General features: G+C 66.8%; 24 protein-coding genes, 1 tRNA gene and 1 other RNA gene. 11 read left to right on the top strand and 15 right to left on the bottom strand.

Annotated elements, in window-relative coordinates; genetic code table 11:
- Positions 1 to 7 precede the first annotated feature (7 nt).
- The 3 genes from ACFVJ5_RS11025 to ACFVJ5_RS11015 form a co-directional block, all read right to left on the bottom strand.
- Positions 8 to 1288 (bottom strand): ROK family protein, encoded by a 1281-nt coding sequence (locus tag ACFVJ5_RS11025; RefSeq protein WP_378994422.1) that lies wholly within the window; start codon positions 1286 to 1288, stop codon positions 8 to 10.
- Positions 1289 to 1652: 364 nt separating this feature from the next.
- On the bottom strand, positions 1653 to 2357 hold the full coding sequence (locus ACFVJ5_RS11020) for a hypothetical protein (protein ID WP_379219856.1): 705 nt from the start codon (positions 2355 to 2357) through the stop codon (positions 1653 to 1655).
- 105 nt (positions 2358 to 2462) lie between these two features.
- A complete protein-coding gene (locus tag ACFVJ5_RS11015; RefSeq protein WP_378660909.1) occupies positions 2463 to 3041 on the bottom strand; it encodes an HhH-GPD-type base excision DNA repair protein in 579 nt (192 codons plus the stop codon).
- A gap of 76 nt (positions 3042 to 3117) precedes the next feature.
- Between ACFVJ5_RS11015 and ACFVJ5_RS11010 the strand changes: the two genes are divergently transcribed.
- On the top strand, positions 3118 to 3924 hold the full coding sequence (locus tag ACFVJ5_RS11010; RefSeq protein ID WP_379220603.1) for a methyltransferase domain-containing protein: 807 nt from the start codon (positions 3118 to 3120) through the stop codon (positions 3922 to 3924).
- A 42-nt stretch (positions 3925 to 3966) separates the two neighbouring features.
- On the opposite strand, the gene ACFVJ5_RS11005 is transcribed toward ACFVJ5_RS11010, so the two are convergent.
- From ACFVJ5_RS11005 to ACFVJ5_RS10995, 3 genes are all read right to left on the bottom strand, one after another.
- Entirely contained in the window at positions 3967 to 5250 is a 1284-nt protein-coding gene (locus tag ACFVJ5_RS11005; protein ID WP_379219855.1) for an aminotransferase class I/II-fold pyridoxal phosphate-dependent enzyme, read from the bottom strand.
- Between the two features lie 165 nt (positions 5251 to 5415).
- Positions 5416 to 5510, bottom strand: an RNA gene (ffs, locus tag ACFVJ5_RS11000) — signal recognition particle sRNA small type.
- A 26-nt stretch (positions 5511 to 5536) separates the two neighbouring features.
- The gene (locus tag ACFVJ5_RS10995) at positions 5537 to 6130 is read right to left on the bottom strand and encodes a TetR/AcrR family transcriptional regulator (protein ID WP_379219854.1); all 594 of its coding nucleotides are present in this window, start codon (positions 6128 to 6130) and stop codon (positions 5537 to 5539) included.
- Positions 6131 to 6256: 126 nt separating this feature from the next.
- On the opposite strand from ACFVJ5_RS10995, the gene ACFVJ5_RS10990 reads away from it, so the two are divergent.
- The 3 genes from ACFVJ5_RS10990 to ACFVJ5_RS10980 all read left to right on the top strand — a co-directional run bounded on the left by ACFVJ5_RS10990 (position 6257) and on the right by ACFVJ5_RS10980 (position 8104).
- Positions 6257 to 7243 (top strand): hypothetical protein, encoded by a 987-nt coding sequence (locus ACFVJ5_RS10990; protein ID WP_379219853.1) that lies wholly within the window; start codon positions 6257 to 6259, stop codon positions 7241 to 7243.
- A 67-nt stretch (positions 7244 to 7310) separates the two neighbouring features.
- Positions 7311 to 7395, top strand: a tRNA-Ser gene (locus ACFVJ5_RS10985).
- A gap of 280 nt (positions 7396 to 7675) precedes the next feature.
- Positions 7676 to 8104, top strand: coding sequence for a DUF5994 family protein (locus tag ACFVJ5_RS10980; RefSeq protein WP_379219852.1), 429 nt, complete (start codon positions 7676 to 7678; stop codon positions 8102 to 8104).
- 16 nt (positions 8105 to 8120) lie between these two features.
- On the opposite strand, the gene ACFVJ5_RS10975 is transcribed toward ACFVJ5_RS10980, so the two are convergent.
- Positions 8121 to 9572 carry a threonine/serine exporter ThrE family protein gene (locus ACFVJ5_RS10975; RefSeq protein ID WP_379219851.1) on the bottom strand — a complete coding sequence of 484 codons (1452 nt, stop codon included), beginning with the start codon at positions 9570 to 9572 and terminating at the stop codon, positions 8121 to 8123.
- Between the two features lie 380 nt (positions 9573 to 9952).
- Here ACFVJ5_RS10975 and ACFVJ5_RS10970 point away from each other — a divergent pair, with 380 nt between their 5' ends.
- Both ACFVJ5_RS10970 and ACFVJ5_RS10965 read left to right on the top strand, forming a co-directional pair.
- A complete protein-coding gene (locus ACFVJ5_RS10970) occupies positions 9953 to 10597 on the top strand; it encodes a helix-turn-helix domain-containing protein (protein WP_378994432.1) in 645 nt (214 codons plus the stop codon).
- A gap of 267 nt (positions 10598 to 10864) precedes the next feature.
- Complete coding sequence (locus ACFVJ5_RS10965) at positions 10865 to 11347, top strand: helix-turn-helix domain-containing protein (RefSeq protein WP_379219850.1); 483 nt, start codon at positions 10865 to 10867, stop codon at positions 11345 to 11347.
- Between the two features lie 21 nt (positions 11348 to 11368).
- On the opposite strand, the gene ACFVJ5_RS10960 is transcribed toward ACFVJ5_RS10965, so the two are convergent.
- Entirely contained in the window at positions 11369 to 12799 is a 1431-nt protein-coding gene (locus tag ACFVJ5_RS10960) for a hypothetical protein (RefSeq protein ID WP_379219849.1), read from the bottom strand.
- 95 nt (positions 12800 to 12894) lie between these two features.
- Positions 12895 to 13104 carry a DUF397 domain-containing protein gene (locus tag ACFVJ5_RS10955; RefSeq protein WP_378638552.1) on the bottom strand — a complete coding sequence of 70 codons (210 nt, stop codon included), beginning with the start codon at positions 13102 to 13104 and terminating at the stop codon, positions 12895 to 12897.
- Positions 13105 to 13524: 420 nt separating this feature from the next.
- On the opposite strand from ACFVJ5_RS10955, the gene ACFVJ5_RS10950 reads away from it, so the two are divergent.
- The 3 genes from ACFVJ5_RS10950 to ACFVJ5_RS10940 are packed head-to-tail and all read left to right on the top strand — an operon-like array spanning position 13525 to position 15687.
- Positions 13525 to 14010, top strand: a complete 486-nt coding sequence (locus tag ACFVJ5_RS10950; protein WP_379219848.1) for a DUF309 domain-containing protein — start codon at positions 13525 to 13527, stop codon at positions 14008 to 14010.
- A 9-nt stretch (positions 14011 to 14019) separates the two neighbouring features.
- Positions 14020 to 14940 carry a tRNA glutamyl-Q(34) synthetase GluQRS gene (gene gluQRS / locus ACFVJ5_RS10945; protein ID WP_379219847.1) on the top strand — a complete coding sequence of 307 codons (921 nt, stop codon included), beginning with the start codon at positions 14020 to 14022 and terminating at the stop codon, positions 14938 to 14940.
- A gap of 45 nt (positions 14941 to 14985) precedes the next feature.
- Entirely contained in the window at positions 14986 to 15687 is a 702-nt protein-coding gene (locus ACFVJ5_RS10940; protein WP_379219846.1) for an RDD family protein, read from the top strand.
- Positions 15688 to 15756: 69 nt separating this feature from the next.
- Here ACFVJ5_RS10940 and ACFVJ5_RS10935 read toward each other — a convergent pair whose 3' ends face one another.
- Positions 15757 to 16350 carry a DUF4190 domain-containing protein gene (locus tag ACFVJ5_RS10935; protein WP_379219845.1) on the bottom strand — a complete coding sequence of 198 codons (594 nt, stop codon included), beginning with the start codon at positions 16348 to 16350 and terminating at the stop codon, positions 15757 to 15759.
- 62 nt (positions 16351 to 16412) lie between these two features.
- Here ACFVJ5_RS10935 and ACFVJ5_RS10930 point away from each other — a divergent pair, with 62 nt between their 5' ends.
- Positions 16413 to 17186, top strand: a complete 774-nt coding sequence (locus ACFVJ5_RS10930) for a queuosine precursor transporter (RefSeq protein ID WP_379219844.1) — start codon at positions 16413 to 16415, stop codon at positions 17184 to 17186.
- A 36-nt stretch (positions 17187 to 17222) separates the two neighbouring features.
- Here the strand turns inward: ACFVJ5_RS10930 and tgt are convergent, their stop codons facing one another.
- The 5 genes from tgt to ACFVJ5_RS10905 all read right to left on the bottom strand — a co-directional run bounded on the left by tgt (position 17223) and on the right by ACFVJ5_RS10905 (position 23372).
- Entirely contained in the window at positions 17223 to 18476 is a 1254-nt protein-coding gene (gene tgt, locus ACFVJ5_RS10925) for a tRNA guanosine(34) transglycosylase Tgt (protein WP_379219843.1), read from the bottom strand.
- Between the two features lie 20 nt (positions 18477 to 18496).
- Positions 18497 to 20401 (bottom strand): ABC transporter ATP-binding protein, encoded by a 1905-nt coding sequence (locus ACFVJ5_RS10920; protein WP_379219842.1) that lies wholly within the window; start codon positions 20399 to 20401, stop codon positions 18497 to 18499.
- Positions 20398 to 22131 carry an ABC transporter ATP-binding protein gene (locus ACFVJ5_RS10915; protein WP_379219841.1) on the bottom strand — a complete coding sequence of 578 codons (1734 nt, stop codon included), beginning with the start codon at positions 22129 to 22131 and terminating at the stop codon, positions 20398 to 20400. The genes ACFVJ5_RS10920 and ACFVJ5_RS10915 overlap by 4 nt, the downstream gene beginning before the upstream one ends.
- Positions 22132 to 22215: 84 nt before the next feature.
- Complete coding sequence (locus ACFVJ5_RS10910) at positions 22216 to 22692, bottom strand: Rrf2 family transcriptional regulator (protein WP_358102957.1); 477 nt, start codon at positions 22690 to 22692, stop codon at positions 22216 to 22218.
- Positions 22693 to 22775: 83 nt separating this feature from the next.
- Complete coding sequence (locus ACFVJ5_RS10905) at positions 22776 to 23372, bottom strand: TetR/AcrR family transcriptional regulator (RefSeq protein ID WP_379219840.1); 597 nt, start codon at positions 23370 to 23372, stop codon at positions 22776 to 22778.
- Positions 23373 to 23573: 201 nt separating this feature from the next.
- Between ACFVJ5_RS10905 and ACFVJ5_RS10900 the strand changes: the two genes are divergently transcribed.
- Complete coding sequence (locus ACFVJ5_RS10900) at positions 23574 to 25868, top strand: MMPL family transporter (RefSeq protein ID WP_379219839.1); 2295 nt, start codon at positions 23574 to 23576, stop codon at positions 25866 to 25868.
- Positions 25869 to 26041: the final 173 nt, after the last annotated feature.

Genomic DNA, 26041 nt, shown 5'->3' with positions numbered 1-26041 from the left:
TCGGCTCTCACACCCGGCGGATAGCCGCCAGCGGGTCCGCGTACAGCGCACTCAACGAAGTAACCACCGCCGCGAATTCCTGGACCTTCCCCCCGAATCCACTGATCCGGATATCGGTGGCGGCCAACTGCGTACTCTGCGAAAACGACCGAGCCACATGCCCCAGCGCGGGCCGGTACCCCGTGAAAGCCTGACCGCCCAGCACAACTCGATCCGGGTTGAGCATGTCCCGAACCAGCGCGACAGTCTGTCCGAGCATCGTCGCCCGCTCGGCGAGCAGTTCCCGCGCCGACTCGGACCCGGACTCGGCCGCCCGATACAGATCATTGATCGTGGTCCCGGCAGTCCCGTTGTGCGCCGGAATGATTCCGCGACCGACAGCCCGAGCCTGCAGGGCCCGATCACCGACGGTCACTTCCAAGCATCCACGCCGGCCGCACGTGCACTGCACATCGGAGCCCGTCGGCAGATGCGCGATCGACCCGGGCCCGTTGCTCGGGGTGTGTACCCGGCCGTCGAGAGTGACGGCGATGCCCGCGGTCTCACGGACGTAGAAGTAGAGGCTGCTGCCGTGCTGGGCAGCGGGAAGTTCGGTATCGGGCTCGGGCCTGCGCGCGTCGAAGGTGGGCAGCAGCAGCTCCGAGGCGGCCATCGCCTCGACGTGCGGTGCGACCGAAACCGGCAGCTCGAGCACATCGCCGAGTACCTGCCCAATCGGCGCGCCCTTCCATTCCAGCTTCGGATGGTCGACCACACCGCTCTGCGGATCCACCCGCCCACCGATGGCCACACCGGCCCACAGCGGCGTCCGCCGATGCCACCGCTGCAGGAACGCCTTGGCGCTGCGGGCGACGGTGGTGACCGCGAATTCCTGCCCCGTCTGCGGGGTGGCGATGGCGAGACCACCGAGAATGCGTCCGCGCAGATCGGCGGCGACGATTTTCGTTGCCTCGGCACCGATATGGATGCCCAGCGTCAGGTACGCGTCGTGATCGATCTCGAACGGCACCCGCGGCCTGCCGACTGCGCCCGCGGCGGTCAGATCGGGTCGCTCACGCAGCAGACCCGCCGAAAGCAGCGATGCCACTTGACGATTCACCGTGGCGATACTCAAACCCGTTGCCCGTGCGGCGTTGTCGCGCGAGACCGGACCGGAGGCGGCGGTTCGCAGCACCGCGGCGGCGGGGTTGTCGCTACGCCGCAGCTCCGGCGGCACAACGGGGCGGGAAACACGAGGGCGACCGGCGCCCGTCCGGGAGACGGGGCGATCGATGATGGGAGCAGACATATGAAGTTCCTTGCCAAAAATCCCGTTATCCCAACGGGATTGCCTACACGTGGGGCGTGGCAGCTCGCGAACCTGAAGGGCTCAGCTGCAGAAGCAGGAACGACACAGTTCGCGCGTCAACGGCAACCGCAAGCCCAGAGCGGCGGTCACGTAGGTGACCCGCTGGGCGGTGAGATGGTTGCTGGACATAACAATCAAGTTAACACCTAATCCCGACCCATCCAAGCCAAACCGGCGAATTGTGCGCTGAGGCACATCATCGCCGCAGGTCAGCGGGGCACACGACAGGCGCAATGGGTGCAAACGGGGGAAACCCCCTGCGGAAACCGAGTTGCCGCAGGGGGTTTCGACGATCTTGTCGGACTTACTTGGCCGGCGCGTTGAAGGGCGCGGAGATCGTGGAGAAGTACTGGATCGCAGCACCGATCGCCACCGGGGCGGTGACGAAGATCTGACCCAGGATGACGCCGAGGGCGCCGATCGTGGTGGCGCCGACGACGCAGCCGCCGATGCCGCCGGGGAGGGCGCCGAAGATCGCGCCGAGCACGCCACCGGCGACCAGGCCGCCCGCCGCACCCGCGACGCAACCGATCGCGGCGCCACCGAGGCCACCGGCCAGGGTGCCGATAGCGGCGCCCAGCGAGATGGTGGAGGTCAGACGGCTCCAGGCCGCCTGCTCACGCTCGTACTCGGTCTTCCACGGCGCCTTGTCCTCGTAGGGCAGCGCGACCGGCTTGTAGACAGCCTTGGCCGGATCCAACTGCGGGGTCAGGGTCGCGGTGTTGCCCGAGATCTCGGCCGCGATCGGCAGCTCGAACTCGTCGAGGCGGAAGCTCAGGGCGGTGCCCGCGACGGTGGCGCCGTTGGCGGCCTTGATCTTGAAGACGCCGTCCTCTTCGACCAGCGAGCCGGCATCAGTGGTGATGACAGCCTTCGAGTCGTCGACGACCTCGGCGGTGTAGTTGATCGGGGCGGCTTCCTCGGCCGGCGCGGCGTTCACGGTGCCTGCCGTGATGCCCGTAGCCACGGTCAGGAGCGCCGCGACAACGGCGAACTTCCTCATCTTCATAAAACTGCCAATCCCTCATCTGTTGTGGAGCTGTTCGAGATGCAAGCTTCGAGCAGATCCACCCTCGTGACGAGGGAAAAAAGCAGCTAGATCTTAACTAGGAATTCATTTGGAGGCTTTGGCCGCCGCCTTGGCCTGCTTCTTGAATTCTCTTACTTCCGACAATGTCTCGGCATCGACGACATCGGCGACCGAGCGTCGCGACCCGTCATCGCCATAGGATCCGGCCGCTTTTCGCCAGCCGTCGGGCTGCACGCCACGTTGTTTTCCGAGCAATGCGAGAAAGATCTTCGCCTTCTGCGCCCCGAACCCCGGCAGATCCTGCAACCGGCGCAGCACCTCGGCGCCGTCGGGGTCGCCCGCGGTCCAGATCTGCGCAGGTACGCCGTCGTAATGCTCGATCACGTACTGGGCGAGCGCTTGGGCCCGCCGCGCCATCGACCGCCCATAACGGTGAATCGCCGGTGGGGTGGCCGCGAGTTCCTCGAATTCGGCCGGATCCGCTTCGGCGATACGGCGCAGATCGAATCCGCCCATGCGCTCGGCGAGTTTGCGCGGCCCACGAAACGCGTGCTCCATCGGGTACTGCTGGTCGAGCAACATCCCCAGCAGCAACGCGAAATCGTCGGTGCTGAGCAGTTCGTCGGCCTCGGATTCCTGCGCGAGGCACAGCGTGCGAGTCATACATTCATCGTGACACATTTCACCAGTAGCCTCTGAGTCCATGCTCACGAGGACTGCTCCCACTCTGGCGGTGCGAATGACCGACTACACCCCACGCCCGGCCCGCTTCGATCAAGCGGCCCGGGATCAGCTGATCGACGCCCATGATCTGGAAGTCACCCAACCCGGTATGCGGGCACTCGGCGCCTGGAGTCACAACGCGCTGGCGCTGCGGCCCGGCGAGAGTGCCCTCGATGTCGGGTCGGGCACCGGATCGGAGGTGTTCACCTTCGCCGAGGAAGTCGGGCCCCACGGCACCGCGATCGGCGTCGAGCCGGATCCGCATCTGCTCGCCTCGGCGCAGCGCCGCGCGGTCGAGTCCGGATCGAGCGCGAGCTTCGTCTCCGGCGATGCCTACGGCTTGCCGTTCGGCGCCGATACCTTCGACGCGGTGCTGTGTGAACGGGTGTTCCAGCACCTCACCGCGCCCGCGCGGGCGGCGGCCGAGATCGCCAGGGTGCTGCGGCCCGGTGGGCGCGCGGTGGTGGTGGACTGCGACTGGGCGACCGCGATCGTCCATCCCGGCAACCCGCGGGTGGTGAGCGCGGTGATCGACACCCTGATCTCCTCGACCACCAATCCGCTCTCGGGCCGTCGCCTCGCCGGGCTGCTCAGCGGCACCGGCCTGGTGGTCGACGAGATCGGCTCACACGCGCTGGTGCAGGACCGAACGGTCGGCGCCGGAGCGCTGGTGCGCCGGATCGCGGACCTGGCCGCCCTGCGCGGGGCGATCACCGCGACCGATCGCGATCAGCTCCTCGCCGACCTCCAGGCAGGCGCGGACCGCGGTGACATCCATATCTCGGTCACCCTGTTCGGCACGCTGGTGACCAAACCGAGCTGAGTGTCGGCGGGGCCTCGCGGGGCCCCGCCGGCACTGCCGATCTCAGAGCAGCTTCTCCGTGGCGGCCAACAGCACGCAGGTCGCGAGTCCGTCCATCGCCTTCTCCAGTTCCGGCAGCCGCGGGAAGCTGGGGGCGATGCGGATGTTCTTGTCCTCGGGATCCTTGCTGTACGGGAAGGCAGAGCCCGCGGCGGTGAGCGCGATGCCCGCCTCCTTGGCCAGCGCGATCACCCGGGCCGCGGTGCCGTCGAGCACATCGAGGCTGATGAAGTAGCCGCCCTTGGGCTCGGTCCACGAGGCCACCTTCGACGCGCCGAGGCGGTCTTCCAGGATGCGGCGCACGAGCGCGAACTTGGGTTCGAGCAGCGCCCGATGCTTCTGCATGTGCTCGCGCACACCCTCGGCATCGGTGAAGAAGCGCAGGTGCCGCAGCTGGTTGAGCTTGTCGGGGCCGATGCTCTTCTTCGAGGCGTGCGACAGGTACCAGTCGATGTTGGCCTGCGACGCTCCGAAGAAGCTCACGCCCGCACCGGCAAAGGTGATCTTGGAGGTCGACGCGAACACCAGTGGACGGTTCGGGTTGCCCGCCGCCTCGGCCAGGCCGAGTACGTCGACGACCGGCGCCGCGGTATCGGTGAGCGGGTGCACCGCGTAGGCGTTGTCCCAGAACAGACGGAAGTCCGGTGCCGCGGCGGGCAGCGAAACCAGTTCGCGGACAATCTCTTCCGAGTAGACGACACCGGTGGGGTTGGCGTAGTTCGGCACCGCCCACAGGCCCTTGATCTGCGGGTCGTTCGCCAGCAGCGTCGCGATGGCGTGGACGTCGGGGCCGTCGTGGCGCATCGGGATGGTGATCATCTCGATGCCGAGCGCCTCGGTGATGGCGAAGTGACGGTCGTAGCCGGGGGCCGGACACAGCCACTTGATCGGCTCGTCGTCGACCCAGCGGCGCGGGGAGTCGGGGGTGCCGTAGAGCATCGAGAACACGATGATGTCGTGCATGATCTCGAGGCTGGCGTTGTTGCCCGCCAGCAGTCGCTCGACGGGGATACCGAGCAGCTCGCCGAAGATCGCGCGCAGTTCCGGCAGACCGGTGAGGCCGCCGTAGTTGCGGCAGTCGGTGCCCGAGCTGTCGCGGAAGTCGCCGTCGCCCGGCAGGGAGAGCAGCGACGAGGACAGATCGAGTTGCTCCGGCGACGGCTTACCTCGGGTGAGATCCAGCGTGAGCTTCTCAGTTTTGAGCGTCGCGTAATTCGCGGTCTGGGACTCGTGCTCGGACACGAGTTCCTCGTGGCTCATCAAACCGATCTGCGTTTGCCGGGGCATCCTGGGCAGCCTTTCGAAGCAGCAAGGGGGTTGCACGCTGTGCGTGCTGACAGGCGCAACGTTACCCGGCGGTTGCTCGGAATCGGCGGGGTATCGGCGCTGGGATCAGGCTCGCACGCTGCGAAGGTGCGTAGGCCGAGCGGTCGAAGCGGGGACCCCTGAAATTAAAGGGGACCCCGCGCACCCGGCAGAGCCCGTTGACCCTTGCTGCCTTCCGGCCCTGGGGGAGTTCACAGGATGCTCGCCGCGCGGGATCCGTCGGCCAGTGTAGCGGTTGTTCGCGGTACTAGCGATTCCGGTCTTCGAACAGCAGGTCGGCGGCGCGCGTGAGTACCTCGACGCGGGTGCGCCCCGGATGATCGGCGGCCAGGAAGTGGCTGCCGATGGTGGCGCAGAAGGCGAGCAGACTCCTGGCTTCGACCTCGTCGGGATCTTCGCAGAACACGCCGATTGTCTCGCGCAGCAACGCCATTCGCGTGTTGTCGACGCGGCGAAGGCGGGCGGCGACGTCGTCGTCGCGGCGAGCCCAGTCACGGATCGCGAGGTCGATCGGGAGCAGGCGATTGCTGGAGAAGGTGAGCAGGCCGGCCACGCGCGCCTTGGTCTTCGGGTCGAGGGTTTCGACGCGCTCGAGCACCTGGTCGGTGGCTTCGCTCTCCCACACGTCGAGCATCGCGGTGAGCAGTGCGTCGCGGTCGGCGAAGTAGCCGTAGAACCCGCCCTTGGTCACACCGATCCGCTTGGCCAGCGCCTCGACCCGCACGGCGTCGACGCCGGAGGACGCCAGGACGGCCAGACCTTCCTCGACCCATCTGGCCCGGGGAGTTCGCGCGGTACCCACGACGTGTTCCACCTCATATCCCTCGACGAACGACCACATCCGACCAGTCGATACCCGAGTGTACGCAGCCGTATAACCGCCGCACCGACGGTGACGCTGGCTACGATCTATCCGATATCGGCAGGGGGGTTCGGCGTTCCCCATGACTGGAGAGGGGGCCCGATCGTGACCGGCCCGAATCAACAACCACCCGGCGACGGTGTGCCGCCGTCCGACCCCACCGTCGCATGGTGGGAACGACCAGGCGAAGGCGCAGGTCAGAACCCCTCCCAAGCCGACCCGACGGTGCTGCGCGGCAATATCGGCGCGCCCGGCCCGTACACCGCGCCGCCCGGGCCCTACCAGAGCGGCGCGAACCCCCAGCCCTACACCGCACCGCCCGGGCCCTATCAGAGCGGCGCGAATCCACAACCGTTCCAGCAGCCGCAGTACGCGCATCCCCAAGCGGGCGCCTATCGAGCGCCGCAGCCACAGTGGGGCGCACCGCCGCGGCCGCCCTCGTCGGGCAACAAGGCGGTGTGGTGGATCGTGGGCGGCGCCATCGTGGCGGTGGGCGTTCTCGTGATCGGGCTGATCGCGTTCACGGCCAACAAGGTCGACGACGACAACCCCTTCGGACCCGATCCGGACAAGTGGGCAGGCAGCTACGTCTACAAAGACGGCAAGAACGCCTGCGACCTGGTCGATCTCACCGTGCTGAACCAGTGGTCGTCCACGCGCGAGACCACCACCCACACCGAGCGCGGCCCGTCGGAGTACATCGGCGGCGGCTCCTACGACTGCGATGCCAAGAACCAGGAGTCGGGCCGCAACGCCAACGACGCGGCCCTGGGACTCGAGGTCGAGTTCAAGACCGAGAGCGAGACCGAGTCCGACTACTCACGCTGGAAGGGCTACGACACCAAGACCACCGGCAAGGACTACGACCACGGCCCGGTGAGCGGCCTCGGCACGGAGGCGTATTACGCCAGCGAGCAGCACACCTACGGCTCCATCCCGAGCGACTATTCGGTCGTGGTGGCCGCGCACGACAGCAACATCTCGGTGAAGGTGGAGATCGAGGTGTCGACGATGCGCACCGTCGACAAGGCGGCGATGCGCACCGCCGCCGAGACCCAGGTCCGCAAGGTACTGGCCGCTCTGAAGAAGTAGCAGGTCAGAACCGGTCGCGGGGGCCCGGTTTGGCATCGACCCCCTGCTACCCGCTATGCTGCTCCACGGAGGATTCGCCTAGTGGCCTATGGCGCTCGCCTGGAACGCGGGTTGGGTTAACGCCCTCAGGGGTTCAAATCCCCTATCCTCCGCAACAGCAGGGCCCTGATCGGTTCGCCGGTCGGGGCCCTGTTCGTTTAATCGGTGGATCTGTCAGTGGGCTTCCGTAGAGTGAGCCCCGATGGTGCGGGAAACCCCCACCACACCCATATACCGTCGTCGCCGCCCCACCACAGATGTGCGTGCCGACACAGTGCGAAGCATGATGACGCTGCGCAGTGGGTACCCAGCCTTCGCGCCGGTCCGAGTTCGGACCGCGCCGGTCGATGCCATGTGCGTCGACCGCATAGAAATCAGAAAGTACAGAACGAAGTGAATACATCACCTGAAACGGGCATCGGGCGCGACGCGTCCGGGCCGATCCGGCTGATGCTGCGTGACCGCACAGCCACCACCGGGCCGATCGACGGCGCCTGGTGGCCGCGAACCGACCAGCCGATGACCGAGTTGCACCAGTTGGTGACCGCGGTCGGCCCGCGGATCGGCAAGCTGGCCCGGCTCGGATTCGACTGGACCACCGGCGAATCCGACGACAGCACAGCCCGCAACGAACAGGCCGCGCGCATCATGCACGTGGTCGGCAGCAACGGCGCCGCGCTCGCGCTGCTGGTCATCCCCGCGGCCACCGAGGCGCCCGCAGCCCGCAGCCAGATGCGCTGGGCGGCAGGCAAACCGCGCGTCCAGGACCCGGCGCCCGCCGACACGGCGGCCGACGGGCCACGCACGCTTGTGCAGATCTGAACCTCGCTGATCTACTTCATCGGTCGCTGGTGAACGACGGATCGAAGTCGCGCGGCGCACCACGACGACTCAGCAAGCGGTCGAACCATTCACCCAGGATGACGCCGGCGGCCAGCGCGCAGCCGACACCGAACGCCCCGAGGATCTGCCCGAACCCGAGCAGCGTTTCGTCCTCGAGCAGGGCATACAGCCCGCGATACACCTTCAGACCCGGCAGCAGCGGCGTGATGCCGGCCGCCGCGACGACCAGGGGCGGGGTGAGCGCGCGACGCGCCATCAGACCACCGGCGAGACCGATCACGGTGGCCGCGAGCCCGGCGGACACCACCGGCCCGAAGCCGATGTCCTGCGCGCCGAGGAAGGCCATGGTGCCGCCCGCACCGCTGAGCCCGGCCGCGAACAGCGCGCGGCGCTCCGCGTAACAGGCCATCGCGAAGGCGATCGCCGCGACCGCACCGGCCACCAGCTTGATCGCCAGATACTCGGTGTCGCGGCCCGCGCTGGCCGCGATCTCCGGCACCGCGATCCCCATCATCGACGAAATCCGCAGCGCCAGACCGATGCCGGCGACGATGCCGCCGGTCATCATCACCACTTCGAGCATGCGGGCCGCGGCGGTGATCGGCGCGCCGGTGATGGCATCCTGCACCGAACCCACCAACTGCTGACCGGACAGCAGCACCGTGATGCCCGCCGCGACGATCAGCGCCGCGTCGGAGCGCCAGTGGTCGCTGATCGAGGAGAGCGCGATGGCCGGGATCGTGGCGATGACACCCCCGATCATGTGCTGGAAGAACATCGGCAAACCGAGCTGATGCAGGAACCGGTTCACCACGTCGATCACCGCGGTGGTCACGAAACTGATCGCCGCGAGAACGAACCCACCACCGAGCAGCACCGCGATCGCCGCCGCCAGCAGCGACCAGCCCGCCGTCGACACCCAGCGCGGATAGGGGTGGCGCGACGAGATCAGTTCGTCGAGGGCGGCGTGTGCCTGGTCGACGGGGACGATCTGGCTGCGGATGCGGCGCGTCAGCCGGTCGACCGCGGCCAACCGCGTGAAGTCGAGCGAGCGGTACTTCACGACACGCATATCACTGGCCGGCGGCAGGCTGGGTCCACGGTCGGCCCAGATACGGATCGCGTCGAAGGTGACATCGATATCGCAGCTGTTCAGACCGTAGGTCGAGGCGATGAAGCGGACCTGCGCGGACGTGTCACCGACACCGGTACCCGCGGAGAGCACGACCTCACCCACTCGCACGGCCAGGTCGAGTACCTGCGACACCTCGGCGTCGTCGGCCAGGTCGATCGGTTGCAGCGGGGTGGGTGCGGCGACGATGTTGTCGGCGGTGGCCCGCTGTGACGGCAGGACGAACGGCCTGCGCAAGCGCCACCATCGCTGACGCAGACCTGGGCGTTCGAGGATGGTGGCGCCGTCGCCTTCCGCCAAGGGGTCCGCACTCATACCTCGACGGTAACGGCGATCGCAGCACCTTCGCCGTCTCGCAATCAGTTCGTCAACGTGTCGGGTCCGGATCCGGTGGTAACCGAACGCGTGACGACGTTCGAGGTCGCGCCGTAGGGTCAGATGTCGTCGATCAATCCGGTGCTGTAGGCCGTCGCCGCCAAGTGCTGTAGGCAGCGCGGGCCGCATCCGTTGTGCTGAGTCAGCACGAAACGGGCCTGCTGGAGCGAAGAAATGGAAGAATCGGCCAGACAGTCGGCATGTGCGGCGCGCCAGTGGTCTTCGTGGAGGAGGGTGGCGGCGCGCGAGGTCGGCCGGTCTGGTGCGGAAGTGTCCAGCAGGGTGTGACGGGAGGGGCAGGCAATGGAGGCGATGACTGTATGAACACCGGGACGGGGAAGGTGATCCAGGAGCGGCGCAGGCTGCTCGGGCTCTCGCAGCCCGCGCTGGCCACCGCGATCGGGGTGAGCTCGCGCCAGATCACCAGGTACGAGTCCGAAGAGCAGTCGCCGACGCTGCCGGTCGCGGTCCGCTTGGCCGACGCGTTGCAGGTCTCGCTGGCGGAGCTGGCCGGCATCGTGGACAACCGCGTCGACCTGGCAGGTGACTGGTGGGCAGCCTGGCAGAAACCGGCGAACCACGCGGACGAGGTCGAGGTAGCGGCGGTGACCATCCGGCACGAGGGCGACCATCTGATGCTCGACTCGGCCGCCGAACCGCCTGCGCCCGAGGCCGATCCGGTCGCCCAGGTACGTGGCGAGATGCGGGTGTGGGAGGGCGAGGCGCTCACCGGCTGGATGCGCGGCATGGATATCGCGTTCCCGGTCGGCACCATCTACTACTCGCTGCATCCCCAGGGTGCTCATGCCGTCGGCTCGTGGACGACGAAATCGGGCCCCGACGGTCTGGTGCGCGGCTGGAGCGTCCTGGCGCGGGAGAAATCCGACGCCGAGAAGCTGCTGGCGGAAATGCTGCGCACCGACGGCAACGTCGAGTCGTGGCCGGGCCCCTCGCGCTCGGCCTGAAGCCGCCGCCTGATCTCGGCGACACTCGGACGCCCGCGTTCGGCGGGCGGCGTGAGTAGTAGGTAGCGGCTCAGCGCCCCGAACACGAACAGCCCCACGGCAATCCACAGAAAGATCTCCATCGGTTCCCCTCCGAACGAGTCAGTGCTTGCACGAGTGGCGCGGTATGGTGGTCGCTGAGCCGCCACGAGAAAGTATGGTCGCCGTCAAGACCTTTTGGACAGCAAAAAGCGTCTACAAACGTCTACAGTTCTCTACGATGAGTCCATGTCCAGTCGGGGCGAGCAGGGGAACGGCGTCGTCGGAGCTCGGTTGCGGCGATTGCGGGAAGAGTCGGGATTGTCGCTGGCGGCGTTGGCCGCGCGCGTTCCGTACAGCAGGGCGGCGCTGGGACACTACGAAACCGGCACGCGAGCAGCGTCTTTCGAGGTGATCGCGTGGTACGAGCGCGTACACGCGCAATCGACGCCCGCACTACCCGGCGCTCGTCGACGTGATCCGCGGGCTGCCGACGCGGCCCTCGCGACGGCGATCGCCGCGGCGCATCGGACCGGCCCGCTCATCGAGATCGGGCGACCACACCAGGGACGCAGCGGAACCGGATACTTCTGCCCGTTCCGGATCGACGGCGTGATCGAGGGCGAAGCCGCGGGAACCGATCCGGCGACAGCCTTGCACTCGGCGCTGCTCGCGGTGGGCGCGGAGCTGAATCGCGCGGGAAACAGCGTCGGCCCCGGTCGACTTCGGTGAAAACAAGCCCGGCCCTGCGGATCAGCGGTGCGCGGCGACGACCGTATCGAGCGCGATGGCGAGCAATTCCAGGTAGCGGTCCGGATCGGGCATCACTCGCGAATCGGAATGCACCGACAGCGTGATCGTTTCGCCGATCCCGTGGACACCGTGAGTCAGGTGCATAACGGTGCCGAGGGCCGGAAAACCCCCGGTGAACAGGACCGGGGCGCCTGCGAAGGCAAGATCGGCCGGTCCTCGATAGACACTGGACACGACGGTATTGCCGTCGAGCGCCGCGGGGACGTTGTCCAGTTCGGCCCGTTCGACATCGCGCACCGCCAAGACCGCGGGGACCACGTCACCGACTCGATCCTGTGCGGAGAGCAGCGGATTCAGTGCTCGTTCGCGGCGGGCGGCGAGTTCATCGGCGATGAGATTCGCGCGCACCCGCAGGTCGGGTTCGTCGATGTGCAGGTCGATGGACAGTCCGCGGTAGTTGTTGCGGGCCGCGCTCGGCGCCGGAAGTGCCATCGGCAGCGCGGTCCCCAGCCGCTCCGGTTGCTCACCCCGTTCCGTGAGGTAGTCGGCCAGGGCGCGCGAAATCGCCGTCAGCGCAATAACAGTGACGGTTTTGCCCGGAATGCGGAGGTCGCCCGCGTCGACGACAAGCATTCTCACCGTGTGGTCGCCGACCGAGGCTGTCGGATTCAGCACACAGGGCGCGAAACCGGTCGCGGCCGCGGGGACCTCACCGGCGGCCGTCCGGTCCGCCAATTCCCGCTGCGCCAGGTACGCGGCCCGCCCGCGCCACACCGTTGCCGCGAGCTGCCCGGGAAAACGCAGCACCCCAAGCACTCTCGGATCTGCTCGCCGAGCAATCCATCCACAGGGTTGTCCACAGGAATCCACAGGCTGTGTAGGAGTTTTACCAGGTCCGACCGGGTGATCTACCGAGTTGTCCACAGGCGCACCGGGTGTGCTGTGGACAACAGCTTCATCCACAGCCGTCCCGAAGAGAGCGCGCGCGATGCCGGCGGCACGGGTGCCGTCGGCCAGTGCGTGCGAAAGTTGCAGCACCGCCACCACAACGGGCTCCGCCGAACGTGGCGCGGAGTGGACCGAACGGAAAACATGGACGCGCCAGGGACATTCGGTCGCGACGACACCGGTTCCCAGGAGTTCGCCCAGATCCGCGAGCAGCGCCTGCCACGACAGGCCGTCCGGTCGGTGGTGCAGGAATTGCTGGAACGTGAATTCGGCCGGAACCCAGCGCGGGTAGCCGAGATCGCCCGGTATCTCCTGTAACCGGATCCGCAGATCCGGAATGCGCGCGGCGCGCGCGGCGATGAAAGCGCGGAGTTCGTCGGTGGCGGAATCGGTTTCGGCGAAAGTGTAGAGCAGGAACACGTCGTTGGCGGTGCGCCGCGACAGCCAGTACATCGTCGCGTCACGCGCGGCCATCGTGGTCATCCGGCCACGATAGGCCACCCCACCGAAGTCACTGAGAAGGCCCCGAGTCCGCTCGACTCGGGGCCGGTATTGCCCATTCGAGATGCATCTCGCGGTCAGCCGCGCGCGAACTCTCCCGCGGTGACATCGGCGAGAAAGGCTCGCCACTGCCCTGGACCGAAGGCCAGCACGGGTCCGCGGCCGCGATCCTTGGTGTCGCGAACGGCGATATCGCCGCCGGCGAGAAAGGCTACTTCGACGCAGTTCCCATCGGGTCCGCTGTAGGTGCTCTTCCGCCACACAGCGTCGGTCACATCAACTTCCACGGCACTTGCTCCTTTGGTTCATCGAGAAGAGGGGATAACTCCTGGAATCGTTGCAACATTCCGAAATCCGGCGCGACCGATGAGTTACTTCGTGGCACACAAGGCACTGCCACACGGCGCGCGCAACCGACCGGCACGAACCAGCGCATCGAGGCGTTTCCGCCTCCGGGGGCTGCCCCCGCGGAAGAAACACTAGCAGGTCTTCCGCAATGTTGCGGAAGAGAATTTGCTTTCCCATATCGTTTTGCCAACCTTGCGAAGCTTCACGTTTGCGGGGGCATTGCCAGGCCCCTTACCCATTCCCGATCTGGTTGACACATCCCCATTTACTTCCATGTGATTAGTCCGTGATACGTCAATTTCTCGAGTACCTCAGCAGTCACATGAGCACCATCGAGGACAGGCGTGGATCATGGGGGAATGATCTCCCGTGACCGTGACACCGCAGGTCGTGCCCGTAACGACCGCCCCCGCGATCGACTCGGCCGACCGCTGCCCCCCGGCAGTGCCGGAGTCGCCCGAATTCCCGACGACCTCGAGCTCGGGCCCCAGCAAACTCTCACCTTCGCTCAGCAACTGCTGGACGACGGATTGGCATTCAATGCCCACGAGGTATTGGAGGCGGCATGGAAGAACGGGCCGGTTGCCGAGCGGATGCTCTGGCAGGGGCTGGCCCAATACGCCGTCGGCCTCACCCACATCCAGCGTGGCAACGCCAAAGGCGCGGGTACTCTGCTGCGCCGCGCGAGCGAGCGACTCGGGTCCTACCCGGCGAATGCCCAGCAGCACGACGTCGACCGCGCCGGACTGATCGCGCACGCACACGAGCTGCTCGACGCGCTCGATGCCGGTGACGCCATCACCGAGGAACGGCTGCGAACGCGGCTGTGCCGCGAGCCCACCTAGGATCGAGGGGTGCCAACGAGTCGAGGCGCGGGCCGCTACGCGCCGAGCCCTTCGGGCGAGCTGCACGTGGGAAACCTGCGTACCGCGGTGCTCGCCTGGCTTTTCGCGCGAACTTCCGCGCGCGAGTTCCTGATTCGCGTCGACGATCTGGACCGGGTCCGCCCCGGCGCCGCCCAGCGTCAGCTCGACGACCTCGCCGCGATCGGCATCGACTGGGACGGCCCCGTGGTCTACCAATCCGAACGGCTGCCGAACTACGCGGCCGCTGTGGCCGAACTGACCGCGGCCGGACGCACCTATGAATGTTTCTGCACCAGACGCGAAATCCAGCAGGCCGCCACCGCACCGCACGGGCCGATGGGCGCCTACCCCGGCACCTGCCGTCGGCTCGACGATGCCGAGCGCGCGGCCAAGCGGGCCGAAGGACGCGTCGGCGCAGTGCGATTGCGCGCCGACGTCACCGAGTACGAGATCACCGATCAGCTGCACGGCCGATATCGGGGCGCAGTCGACGATTTGGTGTTGCGCCGCGGTGACGGTGTCCCCGCCTACAACCTCACCGTCGTCGTCGACGATGCCGCTCAAGGCGTTGACCAGGTGGTTCGCGGCGACGACCTGCTGCCGTCCACCCCGCGCCAGGCCTATCTCGCGGAACTGCTCGGACTCACCGTCCCGACCTACGCCCACGTGCCGCTCGTGCTCAACGAGCAGGGCAAGCGACTGGCGAAACGTGATGGGGCCGTGAGCCTTTCGGATCAACGCGTCCTGGGCAACACGCCCGAAGACGTGCTGGCGGCGATCGCGGCGTCACTCGGATATTCCGCACGGACGACCGCCGAGCTGCGCGAAGTTTTCGACCCAGCCCGCATCCCCGAGAAACCATGGATACTCGAGCCTATCGGGTTGTTCCGACCAGAGGGATGTCCGTAACGTACGCATCGACCGATCTAGAAGATCAAAACGAGGACTGAGATTATGACCAGCGGTGGTTACGACCCCAACCAGTACCCGCAGGGCGGTCAGCCCGGCGGCTACGGCCAGGACCCCTACGGCCAGCAGCAGCCGCAGCCCGGCTACGGCCAGCAGCAGCCGTACGGCCAGCCCGGACACGGCGGCGCACCCCAGCCCGGTTACGGCCAGCCGGACCCCTACGGCCAGCAGCAGCCGGCCTACGGGCAGGACCCGTACGGTCAGCAGCAGCCCTACCCGCAGCAGGGCCAGTACGGTCAGCAGCAGGGCTTCGGCGGAGTGCAGGCCGCCGACCTGGGAATCCGGATCGGTGCTCGTCTGATCGACTACCTGATCATCGGCATCCCCGTCGCGATCGTGCTCGGGCTCATCGTCGGTAGCGGCACCGGTGGCCAGATCGCCACCAGCTTGATCTTGTCGCTGGCCATCTACGGCTACTTCGTCGCCATGGAGGTCACCCAGCAGGGCCAGAGCCTGGGCAAGAAGATCCTCGGCCTGCGCGTGCTCGCCCCCGGTGGTGCGCCGAACCTGACGCCCGAGCAGTCCCTCAAGCGCAACCTGTTCACGATCGTCGGCCTGATTCCGTGCGTCGGTGGGCTCGTCAGCCTCGGCCTGGCGATCTACATCATGGTCACGATCAGCAACGACCCGAACAAGCAGGGCTGGCACGACAAGTTCGCCGGCGGCACGCAGGTCGTCAAGGGCTGATAGCCCGCACCTGACACAAACGACAGGGGCGCTTCCGGATTCCGGAAGCGCCCCTGTTTCGTTTCGAGATCAGTAGGTCGTGGACGAGTCGAGTCCACCGGCGATGCCGAGCACCACGAAGAAGAGAATGTAGAGCGTCCAGCCCACGATCGCGGCGACACCGATCCAGATGCCCGCCTGCGCCATGCCCTTACCTTCGCCGCCGCGCTCCTTGATCTGGTTGAGCGCCATCACGCCGAGGATGATGCCGACGATCGCGCCGATACCGCAGCTGCACAAGCCGATCAGCGAGGAGACAAGCGCGCCGATCGCCAGGCCGTTGGTGCCCTGCGGCTGCGGGTACTGCCCGTAGGGCTGGTACGCGCCGGCCGCCGGATAACCGCCGTAGCCCGGCTGCTGCCCGTAAGCGGGCGGCTGCTGCGGATACTGCGGCTGGTTGGGCTGCTGGTACTGCGGCTGCGACGGTGGCTGCTGCGGGTACTGCGGCTGCGAAGGGGGCGGCGCCGGCTGCTGGGGATACTGCGGCGACGACGGGTATTGGGAAGGCTGCGACGGCTGGGCGGTCGGATGCTGCGGCACCGAACCCGGCGCGCCGGACTCCGGGGACACGCCGGAGCCGCCGTACTGCTTCCACCACTCGTCGGAATCGCCGGGATTCGTCATAACGACAGCGTATTCCACAACCGGCCACCGTGACGCATCGCTTCCTTGGGAGAATAGGGGCCGTGACTGATACAAACTCGCTCGACAAACCAGCTGAATCTGGGCACCCCGCGCCGGAACATGCGGCATTCGCCCAGGTTGCGCGGGGGTTCTATCCGGTAATCGTCGCCCTGTTCACCGCGACGCTGATCATCTCCAATATCTGCGCCACCAAGGGTGTGGAGTTCTTCACCGACAGTTCGGTGATGCTGGGCCCGATCCAGATCCTGCCGATCGCGACCGACGGCGCCTTCTTCCTGTTCCCGCTGGCCTACATCCTCGGCGACGTGCTCAGCGAGGTCTACGGCTTCCGCGCCACCCGCCACGCCATCTACACCGGTTTCGCCGCGCTGCTGCTGACCGTCGGCTGCTTCTATATCGCCATCCAGCTGCCCGCCGCCGGCTTCTACGAGAACCAGGAAGCCTTCCGCACGGTCCTCGGCACCACCCCCCAGCTGGTGCTCGCCGGTCTCGCCGGCTACTTCGTCGGCCAGCTGCTGAACTCGGCCACCCTGGTGCTGATCAAGGAGCGCACCAAGGAAAAGCACCTGTGGGCCCGCCTGATCGGCTCCACCGTTGTCGGCGAGTTCGCCGACACCCTGATCTTCTGCTCGATCGCCGCTACCGCCATCGGCATCAACACCTGGCAGTCGTTCATCAACTACGTCATCGTCGGCTTCCTGTGGAAGACCCTGTGCGAGGTGCTCGTCATGCCGATCACCTACCGCGTCATCGCCGTCCTCAAGAAGACCGAACCGACCTACGCCCCGGCGAAGGTCGACGCGCTACACGACTAGCCCGCAGGGCGGGCGGCGGATCGGAAGGTCCGCCGCCTACTCCCCCGGCACCTTGATCCGGCCCCGCCACTGACCCAAGAACTCCTTCTTGAACTCGTCGAAGTAGCCGCCCTCGATGCCGGCCCTGATCCGGTCGACGAGGCGAATCGTGAAGCGCTCGTTGTGAATTGTGCACAGCGTCGCCGAGAGCATTTCCTTGGCCTTGAACAGGTGATGCAGGTAGGCGCGGGTGTAGTGAGCGCAGGTGTAGCAGTCACAGTTCTCGTCGATCGGGGTGAAGTCGCGACGGAACCGGGCGGTGTTGATGTTGAACCGGCCCTCGTCGACATAGATCGCGGCATTGCGCGCCACCCGCGAGGGATTGACGCAGTCGAAGGTGTCCGCCCCGTTCTCGATCGCGGTGAACATGTCCTCCGGCTCGCTGATCCCCAGCATGTGGCGCGGTTTGGCCTCGGGCAGCTCATCACAGCACCACCCGACGATCGTGCCGAGATTGTGCTTTTCCAGCGCTCCGCCGATGCCGTACCCGTCGAATTCCGTTCCACCACTGCCCCGGATGGACTCCAGCTCGCGACAGGCCTTGCGCCGCAGGTCTTCGTACTGCGCACCCTGGATCACCGCGAACAGCGCCTGATACGGCCGATGAGCGCGCACGGCGGTGAGCCGTTCGTGTTCGTCGATGCACCGCTGCGCCCACTCGTGCGTGCGCTGCAACGACTTCTCTTGATAGCCGCGGGTATTCATCAGGGTGGTCAGCTCGTCGAAGGCGAACATGATGTCGGCCCCGAGTTCGTGCTGGATGCCCATCGACACCTCGGGCGTGAAGCGATGCTTGGAACCGTCCAGGTGCGAACGGAAGGTGACCCCGTCGTCATCGACGGTGGCCAGGCGCTCCTTGCCCGCCGCGATCACCTGATCGGACCGGATATCCACGGCCTCCATCGCGAGGACCTTCTTGAACCCGACCCCCAGCGACATCACCTGGAACCCGCCGCTGTCGGTGAAGGTGGGCCCCGGCCAGTTCATGAACTTCCCGAGCCCACCCGCCTCGTCGACAACGTCGGCGCCGGGCTGCAAGTACAGGTGGTAGGCGTTGGCCAGCAGTGCCTGCGCCCCGATCTCGCGCATCGTCTCCGGCAGCACGGCCTTCACCGAAGCCTTCGTTCCCACCGGAATGAAAGCGGGCGTGGCGATCTCGCCGTGCGGGGTGGAGATCACCCCGGTCCGACCGTGCCTGCCCCCGTCCAGACGGGTACCTACTTCGAAGGAGAACTCGCTGCTGTCGGCCACCGACCCATCGTGCCAGGGCCTTACTGAGCGGCCGCGAACTGGGCGTTGTACAGGTTGTAGTACGGCCCGCGCTCGCCTAGCAGGCGCTCGTGGGTGCCGTGTTCGACGATGCGGCCCTTGTCCATCACGACGATCAGATCCGCGTCACGGATCGTCGACAGCCGATGCGCGATCACGAAGCTGGTGCGATCGCGGCGCAGGGCCGCGGTGGCGTGCTGGACCAGCGACTCGGTGCGGGTGTCGACCGAGCTGGTCGCCTCGTCCAGGATCAGGATCGACGGCTTGGCCAGGAACGCGCGGGCGATCGTGATGAGCTGCTTCTCGCCCGCGCTCACCCCGCCGCCCTCTTCGTCGATGATCGTGTCGTAGCCGTTGGGGAGCGAGTGCACGAACCGGTCGACGTAGGCCGCCCTGGCCGCGGCCTGGATGTCGGCTTCCGACGCCGTCGGGTTGCCGTAGGCGATGTTCTCGCGGATGGTGCCCTTGAACAGCCAGGTGTCCTGCAGCACCATGCCGATACGCGAGCGCAGGTGGTCGCGGGTGATGGTGGTGATGTCGACGTCGTCGATGGCGATGGTGCCCGCGTCGAGTTCGTAGAAGCGCATCAGCAGGTTCACCAGCGTGGTCTTGCCCGCGCCGGTCGGGCCGACGATGGCGACCACGTGGCCGGGGTCGGCCACCAGCGAAAGCCGTTCGATGACAGGCGTTTCCGGGTCGTAGCCGAAGGACACCGCCTCGAACTCCACCCGCCCGCGATCCACCGGGCGCGCGATCTCCACCACCGGATCGGGGGTCTGTTCCTCGGCGTCGAGGATCTCGAAGATCCGCTCCGCCGAGGCGACGCCGGATTGCAGCAGGTTCGCCATCGCACCGATCTGGGTGAGCGGCTGGCTGAACTGGCGCGAGTACTGGATGAACGCCTGCACATCGCCGAGCGACAGGTTGCCGGTGGCCACCCGCAGCCCACCGACCAGCGCGATGAAGACGAAGTTCACGTTCCCGAGGAACATGATGGCGGGCATGATCAACCCGGAGATGAACTGCGCCTTGAAGCTCGCGTCGTAGAGCTTGTTGTTGCGCTTGTCGAACTCCTCGCCGACCTCGCGGCCGCGGCCGAACGCGGTGATGATCTCGTGGCCCGTGTAGGCCTCTTCCACCGAGGAGTTCACCTCGCCGGTGAATTTCCACTGGTTGACGAAGTGCGGCTTGGATCGCTTGGCGATCTGCGCGGTGACCACGATCGCGGCGGGCACCGTGAGCAGCGCGATCAGCGCCAGCAACGGCGAGATCCAGAACATCATGATCAGGATGCCGACCACGGTGAACAGCGAGACCAGCAGCTGGCTCATCGTCTGCTGCAGGCTCTGCGAGACATTGTCGACGTCGTTGGTGACGCGGCTGAGCACGTCACCGCGCGGTGCGGTGTCGAAGTAGCGCAGCGGCAGCCGGTGCAGCTTCTGCTCCACCTCGTCGCGCAGCCGCTTCACGGTGCGGTTGATGGCGATATTGAGCAGATAACCCTGCAGCCAGCCGAAGATCGCGGCGGCCACGTACAGCGCGAGCACGAGCATCAGCACGCGACCGACGGCGTCGAAGTCGATGCCGGTACCGGGGATCACGTTCATCGCCGAGAGCATGTCGGCGCGGGTGGTCTCGCCCTGCCTGCGCAGCAGTTCGACGGTCTGGTCCTTGGTGAGCCCGGGTTCGAGCTGCTTGCCGACGAAGCCGTCGAACACCAGGTTCGTCGCCTTGCCGAGCAGGTACGGGCCAAGCGTATTGAGCACCACGGAGGTGATCACCAGTGCGACGATCAGGCCGACGGTGAACTTCTCGGGAGCCAGCCTGCTCAGTAGTCGCTTCAGCGACGGCTTGAACGACTTGGCCTTCGTTCCCGGCGCTCCGGGAACGGGTCCACCTGGCCTCATCGGGCTTCCTCCACGCTCAGCTGGGACTCGACGATCTCGCGGTACTCCGAGCAGCGCTGCATCAATTGGTCATGGGTACCGATGCCCGCCATCGCACCGTCTTCGAGGACGACGATCTGGTCGGCGTCGCGAATCGTCTGAATCCGCTGGGCCACGATGATCACCGACGCGTCGGCGGTCTCGGGCTTCAGCGCGGCGCGCAGCCGGGCGTCGGTGGCCACGTCGAGCGCGGAGAACGAATCGTCGAACAGGAAGATCCGCGGCCTGCGCACCAGCGCGCGGGCGATACACAGTCGCTGGCGCTGACCGCCCGACACCGTGGTGCCGCCCTGGGCCACCGGCGTATCGAGTCCCTGTGGCATCTCCCGCACGAAATCGGCCGCCTGGGCGACCTCGAGCGCATGCCAGAGTTCGTCGTCGGTGGCGTCGGGCTTGCCGTAGCGCAGGTTGGTCGCGATGGTGCCGGAGAACAGATAGGCCCGCTGCGGCACCAATCCGATCCCGCTGCGCAGGAGTTCGAGGTCGAGGTGGCGCACATCGGTGCCGCCGACGTAGACCGCGCCGTCGGTGACGTCGATCAGGCGCGGGATCAGGTTGATCAGCGTGGTCTTGCCCGCGCCGGTGGAACCGACGATGGCGGTGGTGGTACCGGGCGCCACCTGGAATCGGATACCGCGCAGCACCGGTTTCTCCGCGCCGGGGTAGGCGAATTCCGCGAACTGCATGTCGACCGTGGCCTGGTCGCCCTTGAACGCCTGCGGCAACCGCGGCGGGCGCACCGAGGACTCGGTCTCGAGCACCGCCCCGATCCGATCGGCGGAGACGGCCGCACGCGGAGCCATCATCGCCAGGAACGAGGCCATCATGACGGCCATCAGGATCTGCATGACGTAGGACAGCATCGCGGTGAGCGAGCCGATCTGCATCGTGCCGTTGTCCACATGGTGACCGCCGAACCAGATCACGCCGACAGCGGTCAGATTGCTGATCAACATCACGGTCGGGAACATCAGCGCCATCAGCTTGCCGACGCGCAGCGACGCGTCGGTGAGCGCGGTGTTGGCCATCCCGAAGCGCCAGATCTCCTGCCGCTCACGCACGAACGCGCGCACCACCCTGATGCCGGTGATCTGCTCGCGCAGCACGCGGTTGACTCCGTCGATGCGTTCCTGCATCTGCCGGAACCCCGGCACCATCCTGGCCACGATCGTGCCCATGGAGAGGGCGAGGGCCGGCACCGCGATCAGCAGCAACCAGGAGAGCCCGAGATCCTCGCGCAGCGCCATGATGACGCCACCGACGCACATGATCGGCGCCATCACCAGGATCGTCACCGACATCACGATGAGCAGCTGGACCTGCTGAATATCGTTGGTCGAGCGGGTGATCAGCGACGGCGCGCCGAACATCCCCACCTCCCTGGCCGAGAATGTCTCCACCCGGTGCAGTACGCCACCGCGCATGTCGCGACCGGCGCCCATCGCCGCCTGCGCGCCGAAGTACACCGACGCCGCCGAGGCCACGATCTGGACGCAGCTCACCGCGAGCATCCACAGACCGGTGGTCCAGATGAAACCGATGTCGCCCTTGGTGACACCGTCATCGATGAGGTCGGCATTGAGACTGGGCAGGTAGAGCATCGCGATAACCGAGATCAGCTGGAGTACGAGGACACCCGCCAGCTGGGCGCGGTACGGGGCCAGGTAGGTCCGCAGCAGGGTGATCAACATGATGGTCGAAGGCTACAGCGCGCGGATGACCAGCGCCGAGCACTTTTACCTGCCCTGTGGACAACTCTCAGCCTGTGGACAACTTCATGTGCCGGCGGGTGTACGCGGCTCGCGACGCACCCAGGCGCCGGGGTCGGCGACCAGTTCACCGATGAAACCGGGCAGCCGGTCGGTGGCGACGTCGGCGATGGAGACGTTCTCCAGCACGGCCCGAATATTGACCCGCAGCGCGATCCACACCTGCTGCAGCGGTTCCGCCGCGCCGGGATACCGCACATCTTCGGGCCGCTGCCCGCGCACCGACGCCAGCGGCGACTCCACGGCGCGGATCACATCGGCCACCGAGATCTCGGTCGCGGGCCTGCCGAGGCGATACCCGCCGTCGGGCCCGCGCCTGCTCAGCACGAGCTCGGCGCGACGCAGTTCGGCCAGCACCGTCTCCAGCACCTTCGGTGGGATCTGCGCGGCGGCGGCGATGGCCTCGGACTTGACGACTCCGTCGGCCGCGGCGAGCTCGAGCAGCGTTCGCACCGCGTAATCGACCCTGGCGGTGATATGCACGGTGTCGAACTTACGCGGTGCTCCTGGCGTGAGCGGTCAGCGGCCGGAGGCGGTAGCGAAGCGTCACCACGCAGGCCGCCCGCTCACGCCGAATTGATACAGCCGGTCAGTACGCAGGTTGCCGCGTCGAGGAGTGTCTTCTCCACCATCTCGTCGGTGGCGCCCGGTGCCAGCTCCGAGGACAGCAGCGCCACCCCGAGCACCTCGATGGCGGCGGCGGCACGCAGCATCGAGTCCTGGGTCGGGTCGGGCCCGGCCAGCCACAGCCGCAGCTCACGGGTGGGTTCCATCAGGTCGGGGTAGCGGTCGGCGATGGCGTTGACGATGGCCGCGGTATCGCGCACGCAGAGCGCCCCCGCGTCGCGGTGGCGGATCATGCCGCGCAGGTAGGTGCGCAGGACCGCGCGGATGCCCTCGTCGTTGTAGGGAACGGCCTCGATGTCCTCGACGATGTCGCGCATGTGATCGATGATCGGATCGATGATCGCCAAGAGCAGATCGAGCTTCGACGCGTAGTGGTAATAGAGCGACGCCTTCGTGATTCCCACCACATCCGCCACCTCGCGCAGGCTCGTCTGTTCGAAACCCTTGGCGGCGAACAGCTGTAACGCGGCGTCGCGGATCGCCTGTTTAGTGCCTCCACCTGCGGTGACGGTGTCGGCGATGTCTCGGGCGGGCATGGCGGCAATCCTCCCATGATTCGGTGTGACGGATCCGGCGCCCCCAATATTGAGGTTGCTCCTCCACTTATCCTCTAGGTAGTCTACCTACCGCACGGTAGGCAGAAAACGATGTTGTGGAGGCGGGTCCCGCAGGGGTGGCCCGCGAGTGCTGTCTACGAGCCATGCCACCCACCCGTTCTTCGCGCTAGGAGCACACGCGTGTCCGTATACCTGTACAGATGGGGAAAGTTCGCTTTCCGCCGTAAATGGATTGTCCTGCCGGTCTGGCTACTGCTGTTCGTGCTACTCGGCGGGCTCGGCGCCTCCCTGAGCAAGCCGATGTCCAACGACTTCAGCATGCCCGAGCTCCCGTCGGCCCGCGCCAACGAGATCCTCGACAAGCACTTCGAAGGCATGTCGGAGCAGTTCTCGATGGATGCCGTCACCGGCACCTACGTGATCGGCGCGCCGGAGGGGCAGAAGCTCACCGACCCGGCCAACCGGGCCGCGATCGACGCGTTCATCGCCAGGCTCAACGACCTGTCGATCGTCGATCACGAGAAGAAACTGACCAGCCCGATCGCGGCCACCGAGGAGATGGGCTGCCTCGCCGCCCCTGACCCGTCGAAGTGTTCGTCGGCCCCGCTCAATGTGCTGAGCGAGACCGCACCCGGCACCGTCGGCGTGCTCAGCGTCCCGTTCACCATCAAGGCCGTCACCGATGTGACCGACGCCGAGCGTGATGCCGCCTTCGAGGTCGGCGCCGAAGCCCGCAACGCCGGGCTGACCGTCGAACTCAGCGGCTCGATCGCGATGAAGCAGGAACAGCCAAGCGGCAAGTCCGAACTGATCGGCATGGGTGTGGCGCTGATCGTGATGGTGGTGGCCTTCGGCGCCATCGTCGCCGCGGTCGTGCCCATCATCACCGCCATCGTCGGCCTCGGTGCCGCGACCTCGCTGATCATGCTCGGTACCTCGGTGATGGAGGTGCCCGGCTTCACCACCTTCCTGGCCTCGATGATCGGTATCGCGCTGTCGATCGACTACGCGCTGTTCATCGTCTCCCGGTACAAACACGAACTGGCCGTGCGTGATTCGGCCGAAGAAGCCGCCGGTACCGCGCTCGGTACCGCCGGTTCGGCCGTGGTGTTCGCCGGTCTCACCGTCATCATCGCGCTCGGCGCGCTCGGCATCGTCGGCGTGGAGTTCCTGACCTTCATGGGTCTGGGTGGCGCCATCGCCGCCGCGTTCGCCGTGCTCACCGCCGTCACCCTGATGCCCGCGCTGATGGGCGCCTTCGGCAAGTCGCTGTTCAAGCCGAAGCTGCCGATCGTGGCACAGCACGATCCCGACGACGAGAACTCGGTCACCAACGGCCAGCGCTTCGCCAAGCTGATCGCCAAGGCGCCGTGGGTCGCGCTGATCCTGTCGGTACTCGTGCTCGGTGCGCTCGCCGCGCCCGCCGCGGGCCTGAACCTCGGCCTGCCCGGTGACGACAGCATGCCGAAGACCTCCACCATCCGTAAGGCCTACGACCTGCGGACCGAAGGCTTCGGCGAAGGCAGCAACGGTGTGCTCATGGTTGCCGCTGACCTGAGTGCGACGCCCGAAGGTGAGCGCGAGGCCGCCGTCGGCGCGCTGCGCGCCAAGCTCGAGTCCTACGAGGGCATGGACTACGTCACCGAGCCGGTGTGGAGCAAGGACAACCAGGGCGCCATGCTCAACGGTGTCCCGAAGTCCGGTCCGAACAACCAGGACACCAAGGATCTGGTCGCCGAAGCACGTGGCGCGGAAGCGGATCTGAACGCGCAGTACGGCATGGCCTACGGCATCACCGGCACCACCGCCATCTACGCCGATGTCGATCACGTGCTGCTCAGCAAGATCCTGCCGTACCTGGCGATCGTGGCCGGTGCCGCGTTCATCTTGCTGATCCTGGTGTTCCGTTCGATCCTGGTCCCGCTCACCGCCGCGCTCGGCTTCCTGCTGTCGATGGGCGCCACCTTCGGCGCGACGGTGCTGATCTTCCAGCAGGGCAAGTTCGGCCTGATCGAGGATCCGCAGCCGCTGGTCAGCTTCCTGCCGATCATGTTGATCGGCTTGGTCTTCGGCTTGGCCATGGACTACCAGGTGTTCCTGGTGACCCGCATGCGCGAGGAATTCGTGCACGGCAAGTCGCCCAAGGACGCGATGGTCGCCGGTTACCACCACGGTGCCCGCGTGGTGACCTCGGCCGCGATCATCATGATCTCGGTGTTCGGCTCCTTCATCCTGGAGACCGACGTCACCGCCAAGTCGTTCGGTTTCGCGCTGGCCGCCGGTGTGGCGATCGACGCGTTCATCGTTCGCATGGTCGTCGTGCCCGCGCTGCTGGTGATCATGGGCAAGTGGGCCTGGTGGATGCCGAAGTGGCTCGACCGCGTCGTGCCCGATATCGACGTCGAGGGTGCGAAGCTCGAGCAGCTGCGTACCGAGAACGTCGAAACGGTGAAGCACCCGGTTTCGGTCGGCTGACCCGCGACCATAAGAGCACGGCCCCGCAATCCGCTACCGGATTGCGGGGCCGTTCGTTTTCGGCATCCACGCTGCACCGGTGCTTGATATCGCCGTTGCTGGGCACCAGACTCAGGGCTAGTTCGACCCGGCTACACCTCCGATCCGCGCTCCGCACCGATCCACGAGGAGAA

Origin of the sequence: Nocardia sp. NPDC127606, from assembly GCF_042671725.1 — a bacterium.
Lineage (GTDB): Bacteria > Actinomycetota > Actinomycetes > Mycobacteriales > Mycobacteriaceae > Nocardia.
Note: the sequence above shows the minus strand (reverse complement) of the source record. Positions and strands in the feature narration are given on the sequence as shown.

What these genes read in the sequence shown, in the direction of transcription:
- ACFVJ5_RS11025 (WP_378994422.1), bottom strand. Translation starts at nt 1,288, where the DNA reads ATGTCTGCTCCCATCATCGATCGCCCCGTCTCCCGGACGGGCGCCGGT.
- ACFVJ5_RS11020 (WP_379219856.1), bottom strand. Translation starts at nt 2,357, where the DNA reads ATGAAGATGAGGAAGTTCGCCGTTGTCGCGGCGCTCCTGACCGTGGCT.
- ACFVJ5_RS11015 (WP_378660909.1), bottom strand. Translation starts at nt 3,041, where the DNA reads ATGACTCGCACGCTGTGCCTCGCGCAGGAATCCGAGGCCGACGAACTG.
- ACFVJ5_RS11010 (WP_379220603.1), top strand. Translation starts at nt 3,118, where the DNA reads ATGACCGACTACACCCCACGCCCGGCCCGCTTCGATCAAGCGGCCCGG.
- ACFVJ5_RS11005 (WP_379219855.1), bottom strand. Translation starts at nt 5,250, where the DNA reads ATGCCCCGGCAAACGCAGATCGGTTTGATGAGCCACGAGGAACTCGTG.
- ACFVJ5_RS10995 (WP_379219854.1), bottom strand. Translation starts at nt 6,130, where the DNA reads ATGTGGTCGTTCGTCGAGGGATATGAGGTGGAACACGTCGTGGGTACC.
- ACFVJ5_RS10975 (WP_379219851.1), bottom strand. Translation starts at nt 9,572, where the DNA reads ATGAGTGCGGACCCCTTGGCGGAAGGCGACGGCGCCACCATCCTCGAA.
- ACFVJ5_RS10970 (WP_378994432.1), top strand. Translation starts at nt 9,953, where the DNA reads ATGAACACCGGGACGGGGAAGGTGATCCAGGAGCGGCGCAGGCTGCTC.
- ACFVJ5_RS10965 (WP_379219850.1), top strand. Translation starts at nt 10,865, where the DNA reads ATGTCCAGTCGGGGCGAGCAGGGGAACGGCGTCGTCGGAGCTCGGTTG.
- ACFVJ5_RS10960 (WP_379219849.1), bottom strand. Translation starts at nt 12,799, where the DNA reads ATGACCACGATGGCCGCGCGTGACGCGACGATGTACTGGCTGTCGCGG.
- ACFVJ5_RS10950 (WP_379219848.1), top strand. Translation starts at nt 13,525, where the DNA reads ATGATCTCCCGTGACCGTGACACCGCAGGTCGTGCCCGTAACGACCGC.
- ACFVJ5_RS10940 (WP_379219846.1), top strand. Translation starts at nt 14,986, where the DNA reads ATGACCAGCGGTGGTTACGACCCCAACCAGTACCCGCAGGGCGGTCAG.
- ACFVJ5_RS10935 (WP_379219845.1), bottom strand. Translation starts at nt 16,350, where the DNA reads ATGACGAATCCCGGCGATTCCGACGAGTGGTGGAAGCAGTACGGCGGC.
- ACFVJ5_RS10920 (WP_379219842.1), bottom strand. Translation starts at nt 20,401, where the DNA reads ATGAGGCCAGGTGGACCCGTTCCCGGAGCGCCGGGAACGAAGGCCAAG.
- ACFVJ5_RS10915 (WP_379219841.1), bottom strand. Translation starts at nt 22,131, where the DNA reads ATGTTGATCACCCTGCTGCGGACCTACCTGGCCCCGTACCGCGCCCAG.
- ACFVJ5_RS10905 (WP_379219840.1), bottom strand. Translation starts at nt 23,372, where the DNA reads ATGCCCGCCCGAGACATCGCCGACACCGTCACCGCAGGTGGAGGCACT.